The sequence below is a fragment of the Mucilaginibacter lutimaris genome (genome assembly GCF_042676625.1).
GTDB classification, from domain to species: Bacteria; Bacteroidota; Bacteroidia; order Sphingobacteriales; family Sphingobacteriaceae; genus Mucilaginibacter; species Mucilaginibacter lutimaris.
The window spans coordinates 397864-419379 of the sequence record NZ_JBHTIA010000013.1 but is presented as its reverse complement, the minus strand read 5'-3'; the positions used below and the strand labels follow the sequence as shown (position 1 = coordinate 419379).

23 protein-coding genes are annotated in these 21516 nt (G+C 43.9%); 9 read left to right on the top strand and 14 right to left on the bottom strand.

Annotation, left to right across the window (positions count from 1 at the left end; all coding sequences use genetic code 11):
• Nucleotides 1–256 precede the first annotated feature (256 nt).
• Nucleotides 257–880: a tetratricopeptide repeat protein gene (locus tag ACFQZI_RS19785; protein ID WP_377145597.1), complete on the top strand. Its 624-nt coding sequence runs from the start codon at nt 257–259 to the stop codon at nt 878–880.
• Here the strand turns inward: ACFQZI_RS19785 and ACFQZI_RS19780 are convergent.
• Nucleotides 877–1437 (bottom strand): hypothetical protein, encoded by a 561-nt coding sequence (locus ACFQZI_RS19780; RefSeq protein ID WP_377145595.1) that lies wholly within the window; start codon nt 1435–1437, stop codon nt 877–879. The genes ACFQZI_RS19785 and ACFQZI_RS19780 overlap by 4 nt on opposite strands.
• Nucleotides 1424–2977, bottom strand: a complete 1554-nt coding sequence (gene gpmI / locus ACFQZI_RS19775; RefSeq protein WP_377145594.1) for a 2,3-bisphosphoglycerate-independent phosphoglycerate mutase — start codon at nt 2975–2977, stop codon at nt 1424–1426. The genes ACFQZI_RS19780 and gpmI overlap by 14 nt, the downstream gene beginning before the upstream one ends.
• A gap of 67 nt (nt 2978–3044) precedes the next feature.
• Between gpmI and ACFQZI_RS19770 the strand changes: the two genes are divergently transcribed.
• From ACFQZI_RS19770 to ACFQZI_RS19750, 5 genes are all read left to right on the top strand, one after another.
• A complete protein-coding gene (locus ACFQZI_RS19770; protein WP_377145593.1) occupies nt 3045–3440 on the top strand; it encodes a DUF4783 domain-containing protein in 396 nt (131 codons plus the stop codon).
• Nucleotides 3441–3481: 41 nt separating this feature from the next.
• Complete coding sequence (nadC, locus tag ACFQZI_RS19765) at nt 3482–4330, top strand: carboxylating nicotinate-nucleotide diphosphorylase (RefSeq protein WP_377145591.1); 849 nt, start codon at nt 3482–3484, stop codon at nt 4328–4330.
• A 46-nt stretch (nt 4331–4376) separates the two neighbouring features.
• Entirely contained in the window at nt 4377–5024 is a 648-nt protein-coding gene (gene plsY, locus ACFQZI_RS19760) for a glycerol-3-phosphate 1-O-acyltransferase PlsY (protein ID WP_377145590.1), read from the top strand.
• 6 nt (nt 5025–5030) lie between these two features.
• Complete coding sequence (locus ACFQZI_RS19755; RefSeq protein WP_377145588.1) at nt 5031–5834, top strand: M48 family metallopeptidase; 804 nt, start codon at nt 5031–5033, stop codon at nt 5832–5834.
• A gap of 250 nt (nt 5835–6084) precedes the next feature.
• Nucleotides 6085–6834, top strand: a complete 750-nt coding sequence (locus ACFQZI_RS19750; RefSeq protein WP_377145586.1) for a YqjF family protein — start codon at nt 6085–6087, stop codon at nt 6832–6834.
• Between the two features lie 3 nt (nt 6835–6837).
• On the opposite strand, the gene ACFQZI_RS19745 is transcribed toward ACFQZI_RS19750, so the two are convergent.
• From ACFQZI_RS19745 to ACFQZI_RS19710, 8 genes are all read right to left on the bottom strand, one after another.
• Entirely contained in the window at nt 6838–7392 is a 555-nt protein-coding gene (locus ACFQZI_RS19745; protein ID WP_377145584.1) for a DUF1572 family protein, read from the bottom strand.
• Entirely contained in the window at nt 7389–8663 is a 1275-nt protein-coding gene (locus ACFQZI_RS19740; protein WP_377145582.1) for an anthranilate synthase component I family protein, read from the bottom strand. Before ACFQZI_RS19740 ends, ACFQZI_RS19745 begins: the two co-directional genes overlap by 4 nt.
• Nucleotides 8664–8679: 16 nt before the next feature.
• Nucleotides 8680–9042, bottom strand: coding sequence for a hypothetical protein (locus ACFQZI_RS19735; protein ID WP_377145580.1), 363 nt, complete (start codon nt 9040–9042; stop codon nt 8680–8682).
• Between the two features lie 88 nt (nt 9043–9130).
• Nucleotides 9131–10408, bottom strand: coding sequence for an adenylosuccinate synthase (locus ACFQZI_RS19730; RefSeq protein WP_377145579.1), 1278 nt, complete (start codon nt 10406–10408; stop codon nt 9131–9133).
• Nucleotides 10408–11037: a nucleotidyl transferase AbiEii/AbiGii toxin family protein gene (locus tag ACFQZI_RS19725; RefSeq protein ID WP_377145577.1), complete on the bottom strand. Its 630-nt coding sequence runs from the start codon at nt 11035–11037 to the stop codon at nt 10408–10410. The genes ACFQZI_RS19730 and ACFQZI_RS19725 overlap by 1 nt, the downstream gene beginning before the upstream one ends.
• The gene (locus ACFQZI_RS19720; protein WP_377145575.1) at nt 10992–11285 is read right to left on the bottom strand and encodes a DUF6922 domain-containing protein; all 294 of its coding nucleotides are present in this window, start codon (nt 11283–11285) and stop codon (nt 10992–10994) included. Before ACFQZI_RS19720 ends, ACFQZI_RS19725 begins: the two co-directional genes overlap by 46 nt.
• Nucleotides 11286–11289: 4 nt before the next feature.
• Entirely contained in the window at nt 11290–11760 is a 471-nt protein-coding gene (locus tag ACFQZI_RS19715) for a Fur family transcriptional regulator (RefSeq protein WP_121246969.1), read from the bottom strand.
• Between the two features lie 141 nt (nt 11761–11901).
• Nucleotides 11902–14124, bottom strand: a complete 2223-nt coding sequence (locus ACFQZI_RS19710) for a RelA/SpoT family protein (RefSeq protein ID WP_377145573.1) — start codon at nt 14122–14124, stop codon at nt 11902–11904.
• A gap of 108 nt (nt 14125–14232) precedes the next feature.
• Here ACFQZI_RS19710 and ACFQZI_RS19705 point away from each other — a divergent pair, with 108 nt between their 5' ends.
• From ACFQZI_RS19705 to bshB1, 3 genes are read left to right on the top strand one after another with little or no spacing between them, the layout of a single operon-like run.
• Nucleotides 14233–14850 (top strand): DUF4294 domain-containing protein, encoded by a 618-nt coding sequence (locus tag ACFQZI_RS19705; protein WP_377145572.1) that lies wholly within the window; start codon nt 14233–14235, stop codon nt 14848–14850.
• Nucleotides 14851–15333 (top strand): glutathione peroxidase, encoded by a 483-nt coding sequence (locus ACFQZI_RS19700; RefSeq protein ID WP_377145570.1) that lies wholly within the window; start codon nt 14851–14853, stop codon nt 15331–15333. It begins immediately after the preceding gene.
• A gap of 10 nt (nt 15334–15343) precedes the next feature.
• Nucleotides 15344–16069 carry a bacillithiol biosynthesis deacetylase BshB1 gene (gene bshB1, locus ACFQZI_RS19695; RefSeq protein WP_377145568.1) on the top strand — a complete coding sequence of 242 codons (726 nt, stop codon included), beginning with the start codon at nt 15344–15346 and terminating at the stop codon, nt 16067–16069.
• Between the two features lie 145 nt (nt 16070–16214).
• Here bshB1 and ACFQZI_RS19690 read toward each other — a convergent pair whose 3' ends face one another.
• The 4 genes from ACFQZI_RS19690 to ACFQZI_RS19675 form a co-directional block, all read right to left on the bottom strand.
• Nucleotides 16215–16652 carry a hypothetical protein gene (locus tag ACFQZI_RS19690; protein ID WP_377145567.1) on the bottom strand — a complete coding sequence of 146 codons (438 nt, stop codon included), beginning with the start codon at nt 16650–16652 and terminating at the stop codon, nt 16215–16217.
• Nucleotides 16653–16849: 197 nt separating this feature from the next.
• Nucleotides 16850–18181, bottom strand: a complete 1332-nt coding sequence (lat, locus tag ACFQZI_RS19685) for an L-lysine 6-transaminase (RefSeq protein ID WP_377145565.1) — start codon at nt 18179–18181, stop codon at nt 16850–16852.
• Between the two features lie 231 nt (nt 18182–18412).
• A complete protein-coding gene (locus ACFQZI_RS19680) occupies nt 18413–18769 on the bottom strand; it encodes a response regulator transcription factor (protein WP_377145563.1) in 357 nt (118 codons plus the stop codon).
• Between the two features lie 64 nt (nt 18770–18833).
• Nucleotides 18834–21455 carry a PAS domain S-box protein gene (locus tag ACFQZI_RS19675; RefSeq protein ID WP_377145561.1) on the bottom strand — a complete coding sequence of 874 codons (2622 nt, stop codon included), beginning with the start codon at nt 21453–21455 and terminating at the stop codon, nt 18834–18836.
• Nucleotides 21456–21516: the final 61 nt, after the last annotated feature.

Below are 21516 nucleotides of genomic sequence, written 5' to 3'. Positions count from 1 at the left end.
GTATAAAACAGATTAAGATATTACGTTATGCAAGTTAAGGTTGTGAAGGGTATAAATCAAGTTTTTGAGCCGAAAATGTGGTTCTGAGGTTCTTAATTAATTGCTCGATTTAAGCTTTAAGAGTAGCTCTGCATGACCTTTTATTAAGATAACTTGCACGCAATTCTAAAATTATTAACAATTTGCAGGCATGGTATAATAAATTAACACATATATAGTTTATGTATTGTTATTGGATAATACCCGCTAATTAAATATGAGGCTGTCGGCTATAATTTCCTTTTTCATTCTAAGCTCGCTCGAAACAGCGTCGGCACAAAACGCCTACGTAAAAATGGGGCAGCAGGCTTTTATGGACGGCAATTTTAAAGCCGCCGTAAAGCAGTTGGAAAAGGCCTGTATAATAGATAGCACCAATGCCAATGCTTACTGGATGCTGGGCTATTCTTATTACCATAGCGAAAACTATCGCAAATCAATTGCTGCATACACCAAAGTTATTTTTATAAACCCTATAGATGCTACGGCGTATTATTACCGCGCACGTGCAAAAGGCTATATGGGTAAAGATACCTTTCTGTCGCCGGCCGAGCGTGAGAAATACCTCTTGGGAGCGATATTCGACTTAACTAAAGCTCTTGCCATTGACCCAAACGATCATGGTAAATGCTTCCAGACCCGCGGTATAGCTTACCGCGAGTATGGGGTGTTTAAACTACAGCCCGGCGCTACTTATGATAAAGTTCGTGGTATTAATTCGTTAAAAGCTTCTATTACCGATCTGGAAAAAGTACTGGCCGATAACCCCGGTAGGGCTGATATATCTTCGCTTATCGAGCTATCTAAAGAGAAACTGGCAACCGCTACCGGGCATCATTAATTAATAAAGCTGCCCTTTATGTGGTAGTTATTTGCACCCATTATTTTAACCCGTTGCATCTTTTCAATTAAATAATACGCTTTGGGGGCGTAAATCAATCTCTCGGTAGTATTGTAAAGGATGTTGTGGGTTCTGTTTACAATGGCTATTTGGGTAACCTGTCCCGCCTTTTTACGGATCACTATCTCGCGTGTTTTTAACTCCGGGAATTTGGCCTTGTAAACAGTGCTGTCGTTATTGCTTTGTACATCGTAGCTTTGTTTCCAGGCAGGTTTGTTAATGTCGCTTTCTATAAACAGGTTTAATTCTTTTTTCCAGCTGCTTATGTGTACGTTTTTGCTTTCGGTAGCGCCGTTATGGTTAACCGTTTTGTTTACGTCGGGGTTTTGTTGGGTAAGCAGGGTATCCTGTTTGCCAAAGTAACCTTTCAGGTCAAAGTATTGCAGTTCGGCGCCGGTCTCTTTTATTTCGGGTTTATTACAAGCGTAGCCGCTGCCTAAAAGCAACAGCACGCCTGCATAAATCGTATATTTTTGGAATGGTTTAAACCAATACATTACCGGTCATTTCTTCGGGGATGGGTACGCCTAAAATTTTAAGGATGGTAGGGGCAATGTCGCCAAGTTTACCGTCTTTAACCTCTTTAACATCATTATCTATAATAATGCAAGGTACCAGGTTGGTGGTATGCGCGGTATTTGGCGAGCCATCTTCGTTTATCATGTAATCGGCGTTGCCGTGGTCGGCAATAATGATGAATGAGTAGCCATTTTTTAAACCAGCCTCTACAACAGCTTTTGTGCAGGCATCAGCGGTTTCGGCGGCCTTAACTACCGCGCTGAACACGCCTGTATGGCCAACCATATCGGTATTGGCAAAGTTTAAACAAACAAAATCGGGCCAGCCGGCTTCCAGTTCGGGGATGATGGCATCGCGGATGCCTTCGGCGCTCATTTCGGGCTGCAGGTCGTAAGTAGCAACCTTTGGCGATGGTACTAAAAGGCGTTTTTCATCTTTAAACTCCGTTTCGCGGCCGCCCGAGAAGAAGAACGTTACGTGAGGGTATTTCTCGGTTTCGGCAATGCGAATCTGTTTTTTACCGGCACTTTCTAAAACCTCGCCCAATGTTTTGCTCAGGTCATCCTTCCGGAAAACAACTTTCACATTTTTAAAGGTCTCGTCGTACGAGGTCATGGTTACGTAGAAGATATCCAGCGGCCTCATGCCATATTCCGGGAACTCCTTTTGAGTAAGCGCCTGCGAAATTTCACGGCCCCTGTCTGTACGGAAGTTAAAGCATATCACCACATCGCCATCCTTTATAACGGCTACTGGTTCGCCATTCTCGTCAACCTTAACAATAGGTTTTATAAATTCATCGGTAACACCTTCGGCGTACGATCTTTCTATCGAGGCTAAAATATTATCGGTAGCATCGCCTTCGCCTTTAACCATCAGGTCGTAAGCCAGCTTTACGCGTTCCCAGCGGTTGTCGCGGTCCATGGCGTAATAGCGGCCAATGGCTGATGCCAGGCGCACAGGCGAATCGGCAATGTGGTTTTCAAGCTCGGTGATAAACTTTAAGCCCGAGTTTGGGTCGGTATCGCGACCATCTAAAAAGGCATGCACAAACACTTTCTCCAGCCCTAATGCCTTTGTAGCATCGGCCAAACCTTTTAAGTGGGTAATGTGCGCGTGTACGCCGCCATCGCTCACCAGGCCAATAAAATGCAGGTCCCTATCGTTCTCCTTGGCATATTTAAATGCATCAAGTATGGTTTCATTCTGTACAAATTCGTTATCAATAACGGCTTTGTTAATACGGCCAAGCTCCTGGTAAACCACACGGCCTGCGCCGAGGTTCATATGGCCAACTTCCGAGTTGCCCATCTGCCCTTCGGGCAAACCAACGGCAAGGCCCGATGCCTCCAGCTTAGAATTTGGATACTGCGCTATCATCGAATCGAAAAACGGCGTATTTGCCGCCACAATAGCGTTTGATTGATCGTTACGGCCATAGCCCCAGCCGTCGAGTATAATTAGAGCAACTTTTTTTTCGTTTTCCACAATGCAAATATAAAAGCAACGTTTATACATTGTAGTTTAAACACGGTTTATTTTTAATAAGTGCAACAATTACTTAGTTTAGTGGTCATATATAACAATGAGACTAAAACATCTGCCTTTACTAACCTTACTTTTTTTGCTGCCCCGCGTAGCAAACGCAGATGTTATTGATAAAATTGCCGACCTGTTAAAAAATGCCAACGCTTCGGAAATTGCCGCATACTTTGGTAGCAATGTAGAAATCAGCATCAGCGATGAGAGTAACACCTACTCTAAAGCGCAGGCAAAAATGATACTCGATAAGTTTTTTAAGGATAACAAGCCTCACTCAGCAAAACTGCTGCACCGTGTAAGCTCTAACCCTAATTATAACTTTGGTGTATATATCTTAACTACCGAGAAGGGTAGGTTCAGGGTATCGTGCACGCTTAAGGAGATAAATAAGGTGATGCAAATCATGGAGTTGCGAATTGAAACGGAAAAACCTAATTAATGCGCAATTGTTCTTACTTTTGAAACTCAAAAAACAAAGGTTTGGACAAAGAAATTATACACAAATTCATCGTAAATGCTTTAAGTGAAGATGTTGGCGACGGCGACCACACATCACTATCAACCATAGAGGCAGGTACGCAAGGCAAAGCAAAGTTATTAGTTAAAGATACCGGCATACTTGCGGGTGTTGAACTGGCTTTAGAGATATTCCGCGAGGTTGACCCTAACCTTAAGGTTACCGTATTTTTAAATGATGGCGCCGAAGTTAAGCCCAAAGACATTGCCCTTGAAGTAGAAGGCGACGCGCAGGCTATATTAAAGGCAGAGCGCCTGGTGCTTAACTGCATGCAGCGCATGAGCGGTATTGCCACCACAACCCACCAAATTGTAGACCTGTTAAAGGGTACCAACACAAAAGTTTTAGATACCCGCAAAACCACCCCGGGCTTGCGCTATCTTGAAAAATGGGCGGTACGCATTGGCGGCGGCGTAAACCACCGCTTTGGGCTGTATGATATGATCCTGATTAAAGACAACCATGTTGATTACTCGGGCGGTATACGCCAGGCAATAGAAAATGCCAATAAATACCTTGCAGATACAGGTAAAAAACTGGCGATTGAAATTGAGGTGAGAAACCTGGAAGAATTGGAGCAGGTTTTGCAAACAGGTAATGTAAACCGTATTTTAATAGATAACTTTAATTTTGACCAACTAAGGCAAGCCGTAGCTATGATACAGGGCCGCTACATTACCGAAGCATCCGGCGGTATCACTATTGATAACATACGCGATTATGCCGACTGTGGTGTTGATTATGTTTCGGTAGGTGCTTTAACACATTCGGTAAAAAGCCTCGACCTAAGTTTAAAAGCGGTAAAATTATAGTTATATATTGCGGTATATAACATCAAATTAATAATATTGCAGGCAGATGCTATCAGTCTACTCGATTTCGGCTCTTATTGCGGCTTATCTTTTCGGATCAATTCCTACTGCAGTATGGATAGGGCAGGCCTTCTACCATATCGACGTTAGAGAATATGGCAGCGGTAACGCCGGTGCTACAAATACATTCAGGGTACTGGGTAAAAAAGCCGGCATCCCCGTAATGCTGCTCGATATTTTAAAGGGGTGGACAGCAACCAACCTGGCTTATATTGTAGGCACAAGTACTACGGGGCCATTCAATTCGGTAGCGTTTGTTAATTTACAGCTTGCCTTAGGTATAGCTGCTGTAATGGGCCATTTGTTCCCGGTTTTTGCGGGTTTTAGGGGCGGTAAAGGTATAGCCACACTTTTTGGAATGATATTAGCTATAAACTTGCCGGCTGCTTTACTTTGCGTAGTTGTTTTTATTACAACGTTGCTAATAACGCGTTATGTATCGCTTTCATCAATTTTAGCCGGTTTTATTTATCCCATCGGGATCACATTTGTTTTCCATGTGAGTGTTAAATCGGTCATTATTTATGGGATGTGTATATTTATACTGGTATTGGTAACGCACCAAAAAAATATAGAACGATTGCTAAAGGGTAAGGAGTCGAAAGTTAATTTATTTAAAAAGAAAACCACCTGACTTACCATGAAGAGAATTAAACCCCTGTTGGCTCTGGCTGTAATAGCCATTGCCGCCTATGCTTGTTCTACTGTACCGCTTACAGGCCGTTCACAACTTAGTTTAGTAAGCGACGACCAGATAAACCCCGCGGCGGCGCAAAGCTACCGCCAGCTTTTATCAGACCCCAGCACAAAAGTTATCAGCACTGGTACCGATGCCCAGCGTGTAAAACGTATTGGCAGCCAGCTTGCAACAGCCATTGATAGTTACTTAAAGGCTAATGGATACGGCAGCCAGTACAACTACCAATGGGAATTTAACCTCATACAAAGCAAAGAAATAAACGCGTGGTGTATGCCGGGCGGTAAAGTTGCTGTGTATAGCGGCATTTTACCGGTTACCGCCACCGATGCCGGCCTTGCAACCGTTATGGGCCACGAAATTGGTCATGCCATTGCCCACCACTCTGCCGAAGCGCTTTCGCAGCAAATGGCTGTACAGGCGGGCGGCGCCGCGGTTGGTGCGGCTACAGGCAATAAATCGCAGGCTACGCAAGCTGTTATTGGCACACTTTACGGCGTAGGCGGCCAGTTGGCTACCTTAAAATACTCGCGCGATAAAGAGAACGAGGCCGATAGGCTGGGCCTGACTTTTATGGCTATGGCCGGGTACGACCCACGCCAGGCTGTTAGCTTTTGGCAACGCATGGCCGCCCAAAACCAGGGCGCGCCGCCGGAATTTTTAAGCACCCACCCAAGCGATGCTACCCGTATAGCCAATATCCAAAAGCTAATACCCGAGGCTATGAAATATTATAAGGGTAAATAAACCATCTGTTTACCACAGAGGGCACAAAGATTTCCACAGGGGTCACAAAGAGTTTTTTCTTTGTGACCTTTTTAGTTTTACGATTTACTCACCCGGTCGTTGGGCTCACTCAAACCCTCTCCAAAGGAAAGGACTTGAAAATACCCTCTTTGCAAAGCAGAGAAGGTCGACCAGCGAAGCGTCGTCGGGGTGAGTAAACTACGCGATAGACTTCTGACAAACAATCACAAATATCTTCCGTTCTACCATCATGGCTACGTCTAAATCCCGCTTCCTTACTGCCCAGTGGCGCAACCTGGTGATGCTCAATTACGAGGTTGACCCCGAAATACTGAAACCTTACCTCCCCGCCGCTACCGAAATTGACCTTTGGGAAGGCAAGGCGCTTGTAAGTATGGTAGGGTTTATGTTTAAGGACACCCGGGTGCTGGGTATTAAATGGCCCTTTCATGTGAACTTCGAGGAAGTAAACCTGCGGTTTTATGTGCGCCATTTTGATGGTAAGCAATGGAAACGGGGGGCGGTTTTTGTGAGCGAAATAGTGCCTAAAAGTATCATCGTTTTGATAGCAAATAACCTTTATAAAGAGCATTACCGTGCGTTGCCAATGCGGCATTCGGTTACCAAATCCGGTGTTAACCATACCCAGTTTTTGTATGAATGGAAGCTAAAAGGCAAATGGAATAAGCTTGGTGCTACTGTACGTAATAGTCTTACGCAAATTGAAGCGGGCAGCCCCGAAGAATTTATTTTTGAACATTACTGGGGCTACAACCGCTTAACCGACCATAAGACCATGCAATACGAGGTTGAGCACATTTCATGGCAAATTGCGGAAGTGAAAGATTTTGTATTTGAAGCCGATATTAAAGAATTGTATGGAGATGCCTTTGTGCCCTACCTTAGCGCAAGGCCTGTATCCGCTTTTTGGGCTAATGGCTCGGAGATAGCGGTCAGGATAGCTGATAAGCTGTTGCTGGACGCGGTTTTACCGGGTTAAGCATTACAGGTCATCTGTGAAATGCCTTTTCTCTTTTTCGTTGCTAAACTTTCGGCTATTGTAATCGGCCGATTTGTTTTTGGGGATAGACAATGATTGCCATTCGGCATCCTTTAACATCTTTGCTATATATACGATCTGGCCCACGTGATACGGGTAATGAGCGAGTTGGCGGTTAATAGCTTCTGTTACGGTATGCCCGTCGTTACGTATAAAAATGATTTTTTCGAGGTCATCTTCAGTTAAGCTACTTAGCGCGTTTATTAAACATTGCCATGCATCGTTCCATTTTTGCAAAAGTTGCTCGTGGCCTTCGGCCGGTGCTTCAAATTCGTTATCTCGGTTACGCCAGGGCTTTTCACCGTCGCTTGTCAAAAAGTCGGTAAAACGGCTCAGCATGTTACCAGCTATATGGTTCATAATAACGGCTATGCTGTTGCTTTCAGGTGCAGGCTGCCAATATAACTTCTCGTTGTTTAACTGGGCAATAGCTCTTTCTGCTAACAACTTATAATACTCAAACTGCTTTATACTGCTTTGCAGGAAACTGTTTTTCATATCTTAACATTTGTTCCTAAAACTTCTAATATGGCCTTTGCTTTCAATAAACATTCATTGTACTCGGCTTCGGCGCCGGCGTGGTAAGTAATAGCGCTGCCAACATGAAACGACAGATATTTTTTAGCGCTATTATATAGCAAAGTACGTATCACCACGTTAAAATCAAAATCGCCATCCGCGCTAAAGTAGCCTACGGCGCCGGAGTATACGCCGCGTTTGCTGCGTTCGTACCGCTCCATCAATTGCATGGCGCTTATTTTGGGCGCGCCCGTCATGCTGCCCATCGGGAAGGTGTTTTTGATGGCTTCCACGGCCGATACATCATCGCGCAGTTCACAAACCACGGTTGATACCATTTGGTGCACCTGCTTAAAACTTTGAATGCCATAAAGTTCCTCTGTTTTTACGGTGCCGGGCACGGCCGAATGAGTGAGGTCGTTCCGCACCAGGTCTACTATCATTACGTTTTCCTGGAGCTCTTTTGGGTGATTGCGTAACTCTTCTATAATGGTCTTATCTATAGCTTCATCAGCGTCCCGCCTTGCGGTACCTTTAATGGGCTGCGAAATGAGTTTATTACCACGCTTAGCCAAAAAACGTTCGGGCGAGGCACACATAATGTAGTTGCCTTTCCATTTAAAAAATGTAGAGAATGGTGTAGGCGATACGCCGTTCAGATTTTGAAAAATCGATAGCGGATCTATCTCAGTATCCTCCGCATAAAACTCCTGACAAAAATTGGTTACATAGATGTCGCCTCTAACAATATGCTGCTGAATTTTTTCTACGGTTTCCACATACTCAGCTCTGCTGAACCTTGGTTGCAAATGTACAGGATTAGTTCGAGTACCCGGTACGAGTTCGAATCTCGTAATTTGCTCAAATATATTCGCTGCATTATCTCCAATTATCTCAATCGCATTTCCTTTGATGCGGATCAATGTTTCGGGCGCAAAAAAGTACAGGTCAGGGAAGTTGAGGTGGTGCGGATTTGTAGAGTGGAGGTGCTCTATTTCGTTTTTCAAATCGTAACTAAAGAAGCCCGTGATCCAGCCGGGGTAGGCGTTCTTAAATTCAGACAGCCGGGCGAACGCTTCGCCAGCATTGGCTGTTAGTTCAGCTTTGGCACCAATGGCGATTATGGTATCAAACTTCCCGTACGGGTCGTTAAAACTATTGCTATCAAGGTAGCATAACGTATCGGATTTCGCCGCCCAGGCAAGCGCTTTTTGTTTAAATAATGCTACGTTGGTTACCTCGGTTATCACATGGCAAATGTAATAGTTATAAACCTTCTTTCTCTTTCATCCAAGTGTCAAAACCCTTTTTTTGATTGTGAAGGGTGATGGTTATAAATATTGCAGGCAGTAAACCTAAAGAAAAGTTGAAGAGGATAAATAATACAAATAATAACATAACACCGTATAAACAATAACCAAGACGTTTACGGTCTTCATCATACAATTCATACCCCGAGAGTTTGATCCCTAAAAAAGAGCAGTAAAGTAGTAATGCCCACGATATAAGCATTAAGTAAATTTGATAGCCATTATTATATGTTAAAGTAAACAAGAGTAATAAGACACCTAACAAACAACATACTAAAGAAATGTATGAAGCAATTTTAAGCGTAGACGGTTTAAACATGATGGTTGGTTTAGCTTTTAAATATAGTAGATTTTTAGTCAAAAGGCCCCGTTTATAGGGGCCTTTTAAATGTTTAATTTTATGCTGATTAGTGCAATACCAAAGTTTGCTTCCTGTCCGGTCCTACAGACAACCATTTGATAGGTACTTGCAGCTCCGCTTCCAAAAACTCTATATATGATTGCAATTTAGCCGGGATCTCGTTCAATTCGTCAATGCCGGTGATGTCCTCGGCCCAGCCGTTAATCTCTTTTAATACCGGTACGGCATCAACCGAGCAAATATCGTACGGCATGTAGTCAATTTGTTCGCCCAAGTAGTTGTAGTGCGTACAAGCATAAATTTTATCAAAACCGCTCAATACATCAGCCTTGGTCATTACCATTTGGGTAACGCCGTTTAGCATAATGGCATATTTAAGAGCCGGCAGGTCTATCCAGCCACAACGGCGTGGGCGACCAGTGGTAGCACCAAATTCGTGACCAATGCGGCGCAGTTCTTCGCCTGTTTCGTCATGCAATTCGGTAGGGAAGGGGCCGCCGCCAACACGGGTACAGTAAGCTTTAAAAATACCGATAACATCGCCAATTTTACTTGGGGCAATACCTAAACCGGTACAAGCGCCTGCGGCTGTAGTGTTTGATGAAGTAACAAAAGGATAAGAACCAAAATCAATGTCAAGCATAGCACCCTGCGCGCCTTCGGCTAATACTTTCTTGCCCTCTTTAATGTAGTTGTTTACCAGGTGCTCGCTATCAACCAGCGGGAATTGTTTAATGTACTCTATAGCTTCAAAAAAAGCTGCCTCACGCTCACTAAAGTCGGCCACCTCGCCGTACATAGCCTGCAGCATAGAGGTATGTTTATCAACCAGTTTCTGGTATTTATCTTTAAAATCAGCCAGGGTTATATCGCCAATACGCAAACCGTTACGGCCGGTTTTATCCATATAAGTTGGGCCGATACCTTTTAAGGTCGAACCAATTTTACCGTCGCCCATTTTCTTTTCAGAAGCGGCATCAAGCAATTGGTGGGTTGGCAGAATAAGGTGCGCCTTTTTGGCTATCATCAAATTCTTTTTAGCCAGCAGGTCGTGGCCTGCATCCTTTAATTTATCAAGCTCTTTTTTTAGAGTGATAGGGTCTATCACAACGCCGTTACCTATCAGGTTCATAGTATTGTCGAAGAAAATGCCCGAAGGGATGGTGTTCAATACAAATTTTTTGCCTTCAAACTCTAAGGTGTGGCCGGCATTAGGGCCGCCCTGGAAACGCGCAATAAGGTCGTAACCTGCGCTTAGTACATCAACAATTTTACCTTTACCTTCGTCGCCCCACTGGAGGCCTAATAATACGTCAACAGCCATTAATTTATCTTTTGAATATATTTATTGAATTTTTTTGTGATCTCTTTTTTTATATGATCCCATTTTAATTTCTTAAAACAGATAGGGTCTGGTTGCATGTCTGCCTCAATAAAATAGGGCACAGACTTAATAACCATCATCAGCGAGTTGTTAGGATACCTTGTTTGATAAAAAGACAACATCTGCTCAAATGAAAAATGGTTTAGTAATTCATATAAGTCCCAAAAGTCTTTTTTCGCACCGCGCCCGGCTATAGCATTAAGTTTCAAAGCTATAATTTCTTCAACAGATGCGAACCTAATATTTTCCACAGAAGGATAGTCGTAGCTAAACTTTTCAAAGGTTTGTACAAAATCAACCTTTACGTTATTGATATATGTAAAAAACAAACGTGGGCTCTTTATTTCTTCGAAACTGAATGTGGGAAAATTATTGGCAATTTTGTCTATTATTTGTTCTCTTTCAAACGGTTGATCAGAGAACAAGTCAAGGTCTACCGAGGCGCGATGACCATATAGTAAAGATAATGCTGTACCCCCAACCAGTCTGAATTGTTTCAGTTCTTCAAAGTTCATCAATTCTGTCAGTAAACCCAAAGTTGCGGGTTCAACTGTTTCTTTATATAACATTTAAAGTCTGTAGGTTCGAGTTTAAATACCGAGCAGCAAAAATAAATTTCCTTATCGCCTATCCAATTTGCATTTACTATTTCTTTTCGGATCTTATTATCACCGTAAAAGTTTCTTATTGATTTAAAGTCCTCAAAAGAGCCTCTATCTATTACCTTTTCAATTACATACAGCGCATTTTTTGTGTAATCGATACTGTTCATATCAACATCCCAAAATGCTTGTTTGCTTAAAATAGGTTTATTCATTTTATTACGATACTTTCCTGTCGCAAAAGCCTTCGCGCAGTTTGGTGCAGTTACCGTAAAGGTTTAAGGAGTGGTGTTTAATATCGAACTTTAAAATATCGCCCATCATGCTCTGGATCTGCTGAATACGCGGGTCGCAAAACTCCACTACCTTACCGCAATCGATGCAAATGATATGATCGTGCTGTTTGTAGCCGTATGATTTTTCGAACTGGGCCATGTTTTTACCAAACTGATGTTTGGTAACCAGATCGCATGATACAAGCAATTCGAGGGTGTTATAAACCGTAGCGCGGCTTACGCGGTATTTTTTGTTCTTCATGTGGATGTATAACGATTCCACATCAAAATGGTCTGTCCTTGAATAGATCTCTTCAAGTATGGCGAAGCGCTCCGGGGTCTTCCTCAGGCTTTTGTTTTCGAGGTAGGCCTCAAAAATCTTTTTCACCAACGCAATGGTTTCCTGTACAGGCATAATGTTAAATTAACATGGCAAAGGTATTAATTATTTTGGAGAATAGAGCCAGGAATCAAGAAGTCAGGAGCTAGGATATAGGTGCTTTTTGTGAACAATCCTTCTATCTTGGCTCTTGACTCTAAATGTCTTGCCTCTTTATTAAGACGCTTTTTCAACCACCGAATCAAACCTGATAACGGATGTGATGCCTTTTACCTGGTTCAGTTTTTTGATCAGGTTATCCAGGTGCTCTGTATCGTTCACATAAACCATTATCGAGCCTTCAAAAATGCCGTTATCGCTATCAACCGTAATAGAACGGATGTTTACCTTAAAGTCGTTTGATATAACGGTGGTAAGTTTGTTGATCAAACCAACATCGTCAATCCCGCGGATGCGTAACCCGGTAAGGAAAGCCAGCTCCAGCTGTTTGGTCCATTTGGCTTTTACAATGCGGTAACCATAATTGGCCATTAGCTTAGCGGCGTTAGGGCAATTGGTACGATGTATCTTAATGCCGTCGCTAACGGTAACAAAGCCAAACACATCATCGCCGGGTATGGGGTTACAGCAATTGGCCAGTTTGTAGTCTATCTTTTGCAGGTCCTCGCCAAAAAGCAGTACGTCGGTATCTTTGGTTTTAATATTTCGTACAATGCTCTGTAGCTGTTCGCTTTCAATTTTATCCTGCGGTTTGTTTTCAATTACTTTTTCTGATGCCTGGTACTCCTTCAGGTCCTTCATATCAATAAGGCCTTTGGCTACATTGTAAAACAGGTCCTGTGTTGAGGGCAGCTTGAAGTAGTAACTTAGTTTATGAATGTTTTCGGAATTATAGGTGATCTTAAGCGATTTCATCTTACGCTCCAAGATCTCCTTACCATCATCGGCAATCTTACGTTTCTCTTCCTTAAGTGCCGATTTAATTTTGGCTTTGGCCTTAGCCGTAACCACAAAGTTTAACCAATCCTCTTTTGGTACCTGCTTGCCCGACGTAATGATCTCTACCTGGTCGCCATTCTGCAGCTTGTAACTAAGCGGTACCAGTTTATGGTTCACCTTAGCGCCAATACAGCTCGCGCCAACATCGGTATGTATCTCAAAGGCAAAATCCAGCGCGGTAGCGTTAAGCGGCAATTGTATTAAAGCACCTTTGGGGGTAAAGATGAAGATCTCGTCGCTAAAAAGGTTCATCTTAAAATCATCCAGGAAGTCCAGCGCGTTAGAGTCGGGGTTCTTTAACATGTCCCTAACCTTTTGCACCCATTGGTCTAAACCGCTGTCGGTAGATGATTCTTTATATTTCCAGTGCGCCGCGAAGCCTTTTTCGGCAATCTCGTTCATGCGCTTGGTGCGTATCTGCACCTCTACCCATTGCCCGCGTGGCCCCATAACCGTGGTATGCAACGATTCGTAACCGTTTGCCTTGGGCGATGAGATCCAGTCGCGCAGCCTGTCGGGGTTTGGCCTGTACAGGTCGGTAACTATCGAGTATGCTTTCCAGCAATCGGCCTTCTCATTTTCGGGCGTGCTGTCTAATATGATCCGGATGGCGAAAAGGTCATAAACTTCCTCAAAAGGGATGGCCTTTTTTTTCATCTTGTTCCAGATGGAATGGATGGATTTTGGGCGGCCAAACAGTTCGCCATGCAGATCCTGCCCTTCGAGCACTTTTTGCACCGGCTCAATAAAATCGCGGATAAACTTTTCGCGCTCTGTCTTTTTCTCGTTCAGTTTATTTTTGATGAACTGGTAAGTTTCGCGCTCCATGTATTTCATGGACAGGTCTTCCAGTTCGGACTTTATGGCGTATAAGCCCAGGCGGTGGGCCAGCGGCGCATACAGGTAAACCGTTTCTGAAGATAGTTTAAGCTGCTTATCGCGCGGCATAAACTCCATGGTGCGCATGTTGTGCAGCCTGTCGGCAAGTTTTATCAGTATCACCCTCACATCATCGGCAAGGGTAAGCAGCATCTTACGGAAGTTTTCGGCCTGTAAAGAGCTGTTGGTATCAAACACGCCCGATATTTTGGTTAGGCCATCAATAATTTTGGCCACTTTTTTACCAAATTCCAGCTCAATATCTTCCAGCGTAACATCGGTATCTTCTACAACATCGTGCAGCAGGGCGCATACAATGGATGTGGTACCCAAACCTATCTCTTCGGCAGCTATCTGGGCTACCGCTATGGGGTGGTATATATAAGGCTCGCCGCTTTTACGGCGCATATCTTTATGGCTTTCCAAAGCCATCTCAAAGGCCTTGCGTATCATGCGTTTATCGCCCTTTTGCAGGGTAGATTTACTGGCGCGCAGCAATGCCCGGTATCTTTTCAGGATCTCTTTTTTCTCGGCTTCCAGGTCAATCACTAAATCTTTCATGTATCAGTATGGCGGTATTACTATATTTAACCCGCAAACATTAAATTTTATTGCAGGTTTGTATAAAATAACAAAATAAAATGCGTTAATTTTGTATCAAGTAAAAATATGAAATTTATTGTTTCTCTGTTGATGTTTTGTTGCGCGCTTGGGAGCTTAAAAGCCCAGGACGAGAAACCCGCGCCACCTGTAACGTTAGGCAAAAATGATACCATTAAGGTATACATGACTAAGCTTGACGGTGAACTGGTTCCATGGATAGTTGCGCGCGAAGTACGCATTGTTGATACACGTATTTTTGCCAGCGAGCAGGACAGGCTTAACTACCTGCGTTTACGCTATAACGTGAACAAGGTAATGCCTTACGCGCGCTTTGCCGGCCAACGCTATCGCCAGTTACAACGGGACCTTGCCCTTACCGGCGATAAAAAGAAGCAGAAGGAATTGATGAAGGCCTGCGAAAGTGACGTTAAAGCGTTGTTTAATAAGGAAATTAAAAATCTGACAATTAGTCAGGGTGAGGTGCTTATAAAATTGGTTAGCCGCGAAACGGGCAACTCGAGCTTTGCCCTGGCCAAAGAACTTAAAGGTGGTTTTAACGCCTTCCTCTTCCAATCGGTAGCCCGCATATTTGGGCATAACCTTAAAGAAACGTACGACCCGATCGAGCAGCGCGACATTGAACAGATACTGCGCGACGCCGGATACGTTTCGAGCTATAACTAAATGAATAACGACAGCATTTACCAGTTTACAGTTGAGAAACTGAATGGCGAGCATATAGGCCTCGCCGACTATCGCGATAAAGTTTTAATGATCGTGAATATCGCATCGCAATGCGGTTTTACCCCGCAATTGAATGATCTGGCCGAACTTAAGAAAGAGTTTTCCGGTGAAGACTTTGATATACTGGCCTTCCCATCAAACGATTTTGGAGGACAAGAGCCTTTACAAGGTGAGGAGATCGCGGCTTTTTGCCACAACTATGGCAGCGATTTTACCATTTTTGAAAAGAGCAGGCTGCGCGGTGAGTTTGCCATACCGCTTTATAAGTACTTAGCAAAAACATCAAAACCCCGCTGGAATTTTCACAAATACCTTATTGACAGGAACGGTAAGGTTGTTGATTTCTTTTACCCCTTTACTAAACCAACCTCATCTAAAATAAAGAAAAAGATACAGCGCCTGCTGGCCGCTGTATCTAAATAGCGTTCTGTTTATGAAATTAGATATTTTAGTTTTACCTGTACATCCCGACGATGCCGAACTGGGCTGCGCGGGAACCATATTAAAGCATATTAGCCTTGGCCATAAAGTTGGTATTGTTGACCTTACCCGAGGCGAACTGGGCACCCGCGGCACCGCCGAGATCCGCGATAAGGAAGCCGCCAAAGCCGCCGAAATTTTAGGCCTTACCGTGCGTGAAAATCTTGCACTACCCGATGGCTTTTTTACTAATACCCAGGAGTATCAGCTGAAGGTTATTGCCGCTATACGCAAGTTTAAACCCGAAATTGTGATCACCAATGCCTACCACGACCGCCACCCCGACCATGGCCGGGCCAACGAGTTGGTAGAGGCTTCGGCATTTTTATCGGGCCTGCGCCGGATAGAAACTTTAGATGCTGATGGCAACGCGCAAGAACCCTGGAGGCCAAAGCAATTGCTGCATTTTATACAAGACAGGTATATTAAACCGGATATTATTGTTGATGTTACCGGTTTTTGGGATAAGAAGATAGAAAGCGTTTACGCCTACAGCTCGCAATTCCACAGTTTGGAATATAACGAAGATGAGCCTCAAACCTACATCTCATCCCCCGAGTTTATTGACCAGATAAATGGCCGCGGCCGCGAGTTTGGCAAAAGCATCGAAGCCAAATACGGCGAAGGTTTTACATCAAGAAAGATCTTAGGGGTAGATAATTTAATGGAATTGAGGTGAAATTGCCTGTCGGTCTGACCTTATCGAAGGTCTCTACGTGCGACCAATGGTTTGACAGGCTGATCATGACAACAGCAAAGAACAAAGGATATTACACAACAAAGGCCGCTCTCTCAAGCGGCCTTTCTCTTTTTCCATTCAACCTTTAAACGCCAACATATTCAAAACGGTTGTTCTCGTTGCTTCGTTCGCGCTTTAGACGGTTCTCTTTGGCAAGCTTTAGCAGAATGCCCGATAATTCAGATGTTTTAAAATCCGAATCGAATTTTTCTTTGCAGTACTCTGCAATTGAAGATATTGAATGCGGTGTTTTAAAATAATCGCTGTTTAGCAACTGGTTTAACACCTTTGTAGCTCCTGGTTTTTTACGGCCGTGGTCCTCATTTAACTCGTTCTCTCTTGCCGTTCTGCGTCCTCTTCTATTGAAAATTTCAGATCCTTCCGCATCCCCCCGCTCTGTTTCCATAATCTCGTCTAAAAGCCTGTCAACCACTCTCACTTGTACAGCTTCAGACTGGAAAGAATTAACAACCTCAGCGATCTCTGTAAGCTGTTTTTTTAATTTTTCAATTTGTCTGTTCATCCTATTTCGTGTCCTAAAAGTATTTCAATAACGTGTTTTATATGTTACGTATACAGGCCTCCATTAATAACAACAGCGGCCCAATTATTTATATAAATATTATAATAACGCTATTTCGCAATTATAGTATTTGATAAATAAAAAAAGCGCCTGTTTGTGTCAAAACAGGCGCTCGTAGCAATATTATTACAGTAGAGTTATAGTTGCGGCAATATCTTTTCAAGCATATGCATGCCTTCGTCAATATGGCTGTTATCCATAATAAGCGCCGGTCTGAAACGGATGCTGCGCTTGCCACAGCCCAGGTACATGATATTATTTTGCAAGCCAATATTAATAAAGGTGTTGCGGGTGTTGGCATCGGGGAAATCGAAGGCAGTTAAAAGGCCTTTACCACGCACGTTGCTTACCATGTTATTTTTTGAAGCGATATTTTTTAAGCAGGTTTGCAGGTATTCGCCCGTTTTAGCGGCTTTTTCGCAAAGGCCGTCTTCTTCTATGATCTCCATAATTTTAGATGAGCGTACCATATCCACCAAACTGCCTCCCCAGGTAGAGTTGATGCGCGATGATACGTTGAACACATTATTCTCCACCTCATCAACCTTTTCGCCGGCCAGTATGCCGCAAACCTGCATTTTTTTACCGAAGGCCAAAATATCGGGGCGGGCGTTTTCGCCAAAGTGCTGGTGCAGCCAATACTTACCGCTAAGCCCAACACCGGTTTGCACCTCATCATAAATAAGCATCACATCGTTCTCATCGGCAAGCAGGCGCAATTGCTCTAAAAACTCCTGCCGCACATGTTTGTCTCCACCTTCCGATAACACGGGCTCTATGATAATAGCGCATACATCATCCGGGTTATCTGCAAAGGCCTGTTTAATTTGTGCTATCGACTTTGCTTCGCGGGCTTTCAAATCTTCAATATTTGCATCCGTTAGCGGGAAATGGATCTCAGGCAACGATATCCTTGGCCAATCGAACTTGGCAAACCACTTGGTTTTAACAGGTTGGGTATTGGTTAAGCTTAGGGTGTAACCCGAGCGGCCATGAAAAGCATTTTCGAAATGGATCACCTTAAAGCCCTTTTCGGTAGTGTGGCCTTTAGCAAAGTTTTTTTGAACCTTCCAGTCCATGGCTACCTTAAGCGCGTTCTCAATTGCTAACGACCCGCCGGCAATAAAAAAAGCGTGCGGCAAATATTCGGGTATGCCAACGCGGCTAAAGGTATCTACAAACTGGGCGTACTGCTCTGTATAAATATCTGAGTTTGATGGGTTGGTTAATGCTGCCAGCATCAGGTTTTTTTTAAAGCCTTCGTCGTTAAGCATTTTAGGGTGGTTGTAGCCCAACGGAACGGATGCAAAGCAGGTGAAAAAGTCTAACAGTGTACGGTTGTTTTTAGCGTCATAAATATGAACGCCCCGGCTCTTTTCCATATCAAAGGTAAGGTCGAAACCATCGGCCAGAATATGTTTGCTAAGGGTAGCCTGAACGTTCTGCGGAGTTACTTGCAATTGGTACATAAAGTAGATTAGTTGGTTACACAAATCTAACAAAATGGCCTAAATAACAATATTTTAAAGGTTTTTATACCAATTACCCCAAAAGTAACTTTAAATGAACTAAACCTATTTTTTGTACCCGACATGCTTTTGGTATGCGATGTTTTTTGTGTTGGATGACAGAAAAAGCATCTGAATGTGATGTGATTTAGGGGGTGTAAGCGAGCACTTGTTAAATGAAGAAGGCTAACCTTAGTGGGTTAGCCTTTCTATTTTCTTTAGCAGCTCATCCATTTCAAATGGCTTGGCCAGGAAATCGTCGGCGCCGGCGGCCAGGGCCGATGAGGCAATATCATGACTGGCAGATATCATGATAACCGGTATATTTTTAGTAAGGGTTTCTGATTTTAATTTGCGGCATATATCGCGGCCATCTTCGCCGCTCATCCAAATATCAAGCAGCAGCAGGTCGGGCAGTTCTTGTTTCATATCAAGCACTGTGGCACCGTCAACGGTGGTAGTTACGCTATAACCCTCAAACTCCAGGATCATCTCAACCGCGTCTACTATACCCGGGTCATCATCAGCTATCATTATTTTCTTAGACATCGGCTTATCTGCTATATTAATTTGAGCAATAAATGATATAGTGGTTTAACTGTTTGTTAAATTTTTATTTCGTATCACTTATATCAACAGGAAGTGAGAAGCAAAAAGTAGACCCTTTTCCTTCAACGCTGTTTACCCACATTTTACCGCCTTCGCGCCTGATTATCTCGTTTGAGATGTACAATCCCAACCCCAAACCGGGGAAAGTATGCTGCTTACTGCCACTTACCCTGTAAAACTGTTCAAATACTTTTCCGCACTTATCATCAGGGATGCCAATCCCAAAATCTTCTACACAAACGGTTACCATTTTGTCATCGCGCTCGGTACTTATGATAATGCGGTTGCTTTGCGGCGAGTATTTAATGGCGTTTGAAACCAGGTTGGTTATCACCTGCCCAATGCGCTCTTTATCAGAATAGATGTTACCGGTATCTTTAAAATCCATTACCAATATGTGCCTGTTGGTGGTATGCTGCAGGTCCTGTATGCAATCCTCAACAGCCTGGTTAAAATCAAACCAGGTTTTATTGAACATTATGCGGCCCGAATTTATTTTGGTTACATCCAGCAGGTCGCCAATTAAATTGGTAAGGCGGTTAAGTTGAGCATCCATTTTCATAACCATGGCGGCCTTTTTCTCTTCACCCTCTTTACTTAGCATCGCGCCAAGTACCTGCGCGTAGGCCTTTACGCTGGTTACCGGGGTTTTTAACTCGTGGCTGGCAATACCCAAAAAGTCGTCTTTTTGGCGCTGCATTTCTTTTTGATCGTGTATATCGGTATTGGTACCAAACCAACGCACAATTTCGCCATCTATAATAAATGGCAGCGCACGCGCCAGGTGCCATCTGTAGTTCCCTGCTTTATCGCGCAGCCTAAACTCGTATTGGTAGATCCTGCCGGTAGCTATCGCGTCCTGCCAGGTGGCAAGGCAGCCTTCGCGGTCGTCGGGGTGCAGTTTATTGGGCCATTTGTCGCCCGTAATATCCTCCATCGGAGTGCCAAAGAAATCAAGCGCCTGCTGGTTCACATAATCAAGTTCGCCGTCGGGTTTGGCCATCCACAACTGCACCGGCATAAAATTGGTAACAAATTCAAACTGCTTTATCTGGTCGTTAAGTTCGGTGTTTTTGTGTTGTAACTCAATTTCTGTTGTGGTTTTTTCGGTAACATCGGTACAGGCGCCTATGTATCCTTTAAATACGCCGTTATGGTTGTATTGCGGGTTGCCTGTAACTATGCACCAGCGCACGCTGCCATCCTTATGCCTTATCCTGAAATCGACCTCGTAGGGCCGCTGTGCCTTTAAGTCCTCAACAAATTTTTCGGAGGCGCGGTCGCGGTCTTCACCTAAAATAAATTTGAGCCAGCCGCGGCCTAACAGTTCATTGTTGGGCTGCCCTGTCCAATCGGTCCAGGTTTTATTGGCGTATATGATGCTGCCATTATGGTCAGACATCCAAAGCGCCGTTGGCGACGCGCTTGTAATATTTTGCAGTAAATGTTCGCTATCTACAAGTGCCTGTTTACTTGCTATCTCGCCCCGCAGGTCGCGCGCAATTGAAGCGCGCCCCTGTGGCTTGCCGGCCCTGTCATATATCAGCATAGAGGTTGCATGAACAGGGATAGATTCGCCGGTTTTAAAATTACGATAACAAACCTCGCCGCTCCAGGTTTTATATGTATTAATGGCTATATCGATAGCGTTTAGTTTATCCTGTTCGCCCGGCATTATAAATTCCCGGTAGTTTGGTAAATTGACGGTATCATCTAATCCCAGCATTTTGCGGCCAACAGCATTTACATACGTAACATTGCCATCAGTATCACACAAACTGATAATATCTGACGTGTTGTCTATCAGCGTCATTAGCTTGCGCTGTTCCTCTTTATCGTGTATGTCGCAGGTAATATCCTGGGTGGTGCCCGCAAAGCGGATGCAGGTGCCGTTATCATCAAAGTAAGCCTTACCCTTGCTGCGCAACCACTTCACTTCTCCCGTGGTGTTGTTTATGGTACGATAAGTTTGGTCGTAAGAACCGTCACTATTTGAGTCGAGCGATTTAGCAACGTTTTTATTGATATTATCCAGATCATCGGGGTGAATGTTTTTTAAAACATCCTTATAAACGGCCACTTCTCCATTTTTGAAACCATGCAGGCTATTGCAGCGTTCATCCCAGGTTATACGCTCGTTAACCGGGTCCATATCCCAGGCCCCAAGTTCGGCAGAGTTAAGGGCGAAGCGGGAGCGCTCTTCGGCTTCGGCCAGCTTTTTACGGGTTAGTACCAGTTCGGTCACATCTTCGGCCGTGTTAAGGATGCCAAAAACCTCGCCCTGCTCGTTCTTTATGGGCTGGTAAATAAAATTGAAGTAAAAGGTTTGTAACTGACCGCCTACAAGCAGGTCTACATGCGCTGCCTTAGCCTCGTAGGGTATGCCTGTGGCGTAAACCTCATCAAGTATGTCAAAAAAGGGCTGGCCCTCCAGTTCGGGCAGGGCCTGCCTAAAAGTTTTACCAATTACGCTCCTGTCCCTGTCCCAAACCTTTAGTATGGCATCATTAACCAGCGTAATGGTCATATCCTTACCCACATACAGCCCAACCGGCGACGGCGATTGGTCTATAATGAGTTTAAAGATATTTTGGGTTTGGGTGCTCACATCATCTTTATTTTTCATTCTCGAGGGTAGAAAACTATTGGTTAAGGGCAAGTTTATCGGCTAAAAAGCTGCCGGGCAA

Coding starts and splice junctions, on each gene's coding strand:
- ACFQZI_RS19785 (WP_377145597.1), top strand. CDS start 257: ATGAGGCTGTCGGCTATAATTTCCTTTTTCATTCTAAGCTCGCTCGAA.
- ACFQZI_RS19780 (WP_377145595.1), bottom strand. CDS start 1,437: ATGTATTGGTTTAAACCATTCCAAAAATATACGATTTATGCAGGCGTG.
- gpmI (WP_377145594.1), bottom strand. CDS start 2,977: ATGTATAAACGTTGCTTTTATATTTGCATTGTGGAAAACGAAAAAAAA.
- ACFQZI_RS19770 (WP_377145593.1), top strand. CDS start 3,045: ATGAGACTAAAACATCTGCCTTTACTAACCTTACTTTTTTTGCTGCCC.
- plsY (WP_377145590.1), top strand. CDS start 4,377: ATGCTATCAGTCTACTCGATTTCGGCTCTTATTGCGGCTTATCTTTTC.
- ACFQZI_RS19755 (WP_377145588.1), top strand. CDS start 5,031: ATGAAGAGAATTAAACCCCTGTTGGCTCTGGCTGTAATAGCCATTGCC.
- ACFQZI_RS19750 (WP_377145586.1), top strand. CDS start 6,085: ATGGCTACGTCTAAATCCCGCTTCCTTACTGCCCAGTGGCGCAACCTG.
- ACFQZI_RS19745 (WP_377145584.1), bottom strand. CDS start 7,392: ATGAAAAACAGTTTCCTGCAAAGCAGTATAAAGCAGTTTGAGTATTAT.
- ACFQZI_RS19735 (WP_377145580.1), bottom strand. CDS start 9,042: ATGTTTAAACCGTCTACGCTTAAAATTGCTTCATACATTTCTTTAGTA.
- ACFQZI_RS19730 (WP_377145579.1), bottom strand. CDS start 10,408: ATGGCTGTTGACGTATTATTAGGCCTCCAGTGGGGCGACGAAGGTAAA.
- ACFQZI_RS19725 (WP_377145577.1), bottom strand. CDS start 11,037: ATGTTATATAAAGAAACAGTTGAACCCGCAACTTTGGGTTTACTGACA.
- ACFQZI_RS19720 (WP_377145575.1), bottom strand. CDS start 11,285: ATGAATAAACCTATTTTAAGCAAACAAGCATTTTGGGATGTTGATATG.
- ACFQZI_RS19715 (WP_121246969.1), bottom strand. CDS start 11,760: ATGCCTGTACAGGAAACCATTGCGTTGGTGAAAAAGATTTTTGAGGCC.
- ACFQZI_RS19710 (WP_377145573.1), bottom strand. CDS start 14,124: ATGAAAGATTTAGTGATTGACCTGGAAGCCGAGAAAAAAGAGATCCTG.
- ACFQZI_RS19705 (WP_377145572.1), top strand. CDS start 14,233: ATGAAATTTATTGTTTCTCTGTTGATGTTTTGTTGCGCGCTTGGGAGC.
- ACFQZI_RS19700 (WP_377145570.1), top strand. CDS start 14,851: ATGAATAACGACAGCATTTACCAGTTTACAGTTGAGAAACTGAATGGC.
- bshB1 (WP_377145568.1), top strand. CDS start 15,344: ATGAAATTAGATATTTTAGTTTTACCTGTACATCCCGACGATGCCGAA.
- ACFQZI_RS19690 (WP_377145567.1), bottom strand. CDS start 16,652: ATGAACAGACAAATTGAAAAATTAAAAAAACAGCTTACAGAGATCGCT.
- lat (WP_377145565.1), bottom strand. CDS start 18,181: ATGTACCAATTGCAAGTAACTCCGCAGAACGTTCAGGCTACCCTTAGC.
- ACFQZI_RS19680 (WP_377145563.1), bottom strand. CDS start 18,769: ATGTCTAAGAAAATAATGATAGCTGATGATGACCCGGGTATAGTAGAC.
- ACFQZI_RS19675 (WP_377145561.1), bottom strand. CDS start 21,455: ATGAAAAATAAAGATGATGTGAGCACCCAAACCCAAAATATCTTTAAA.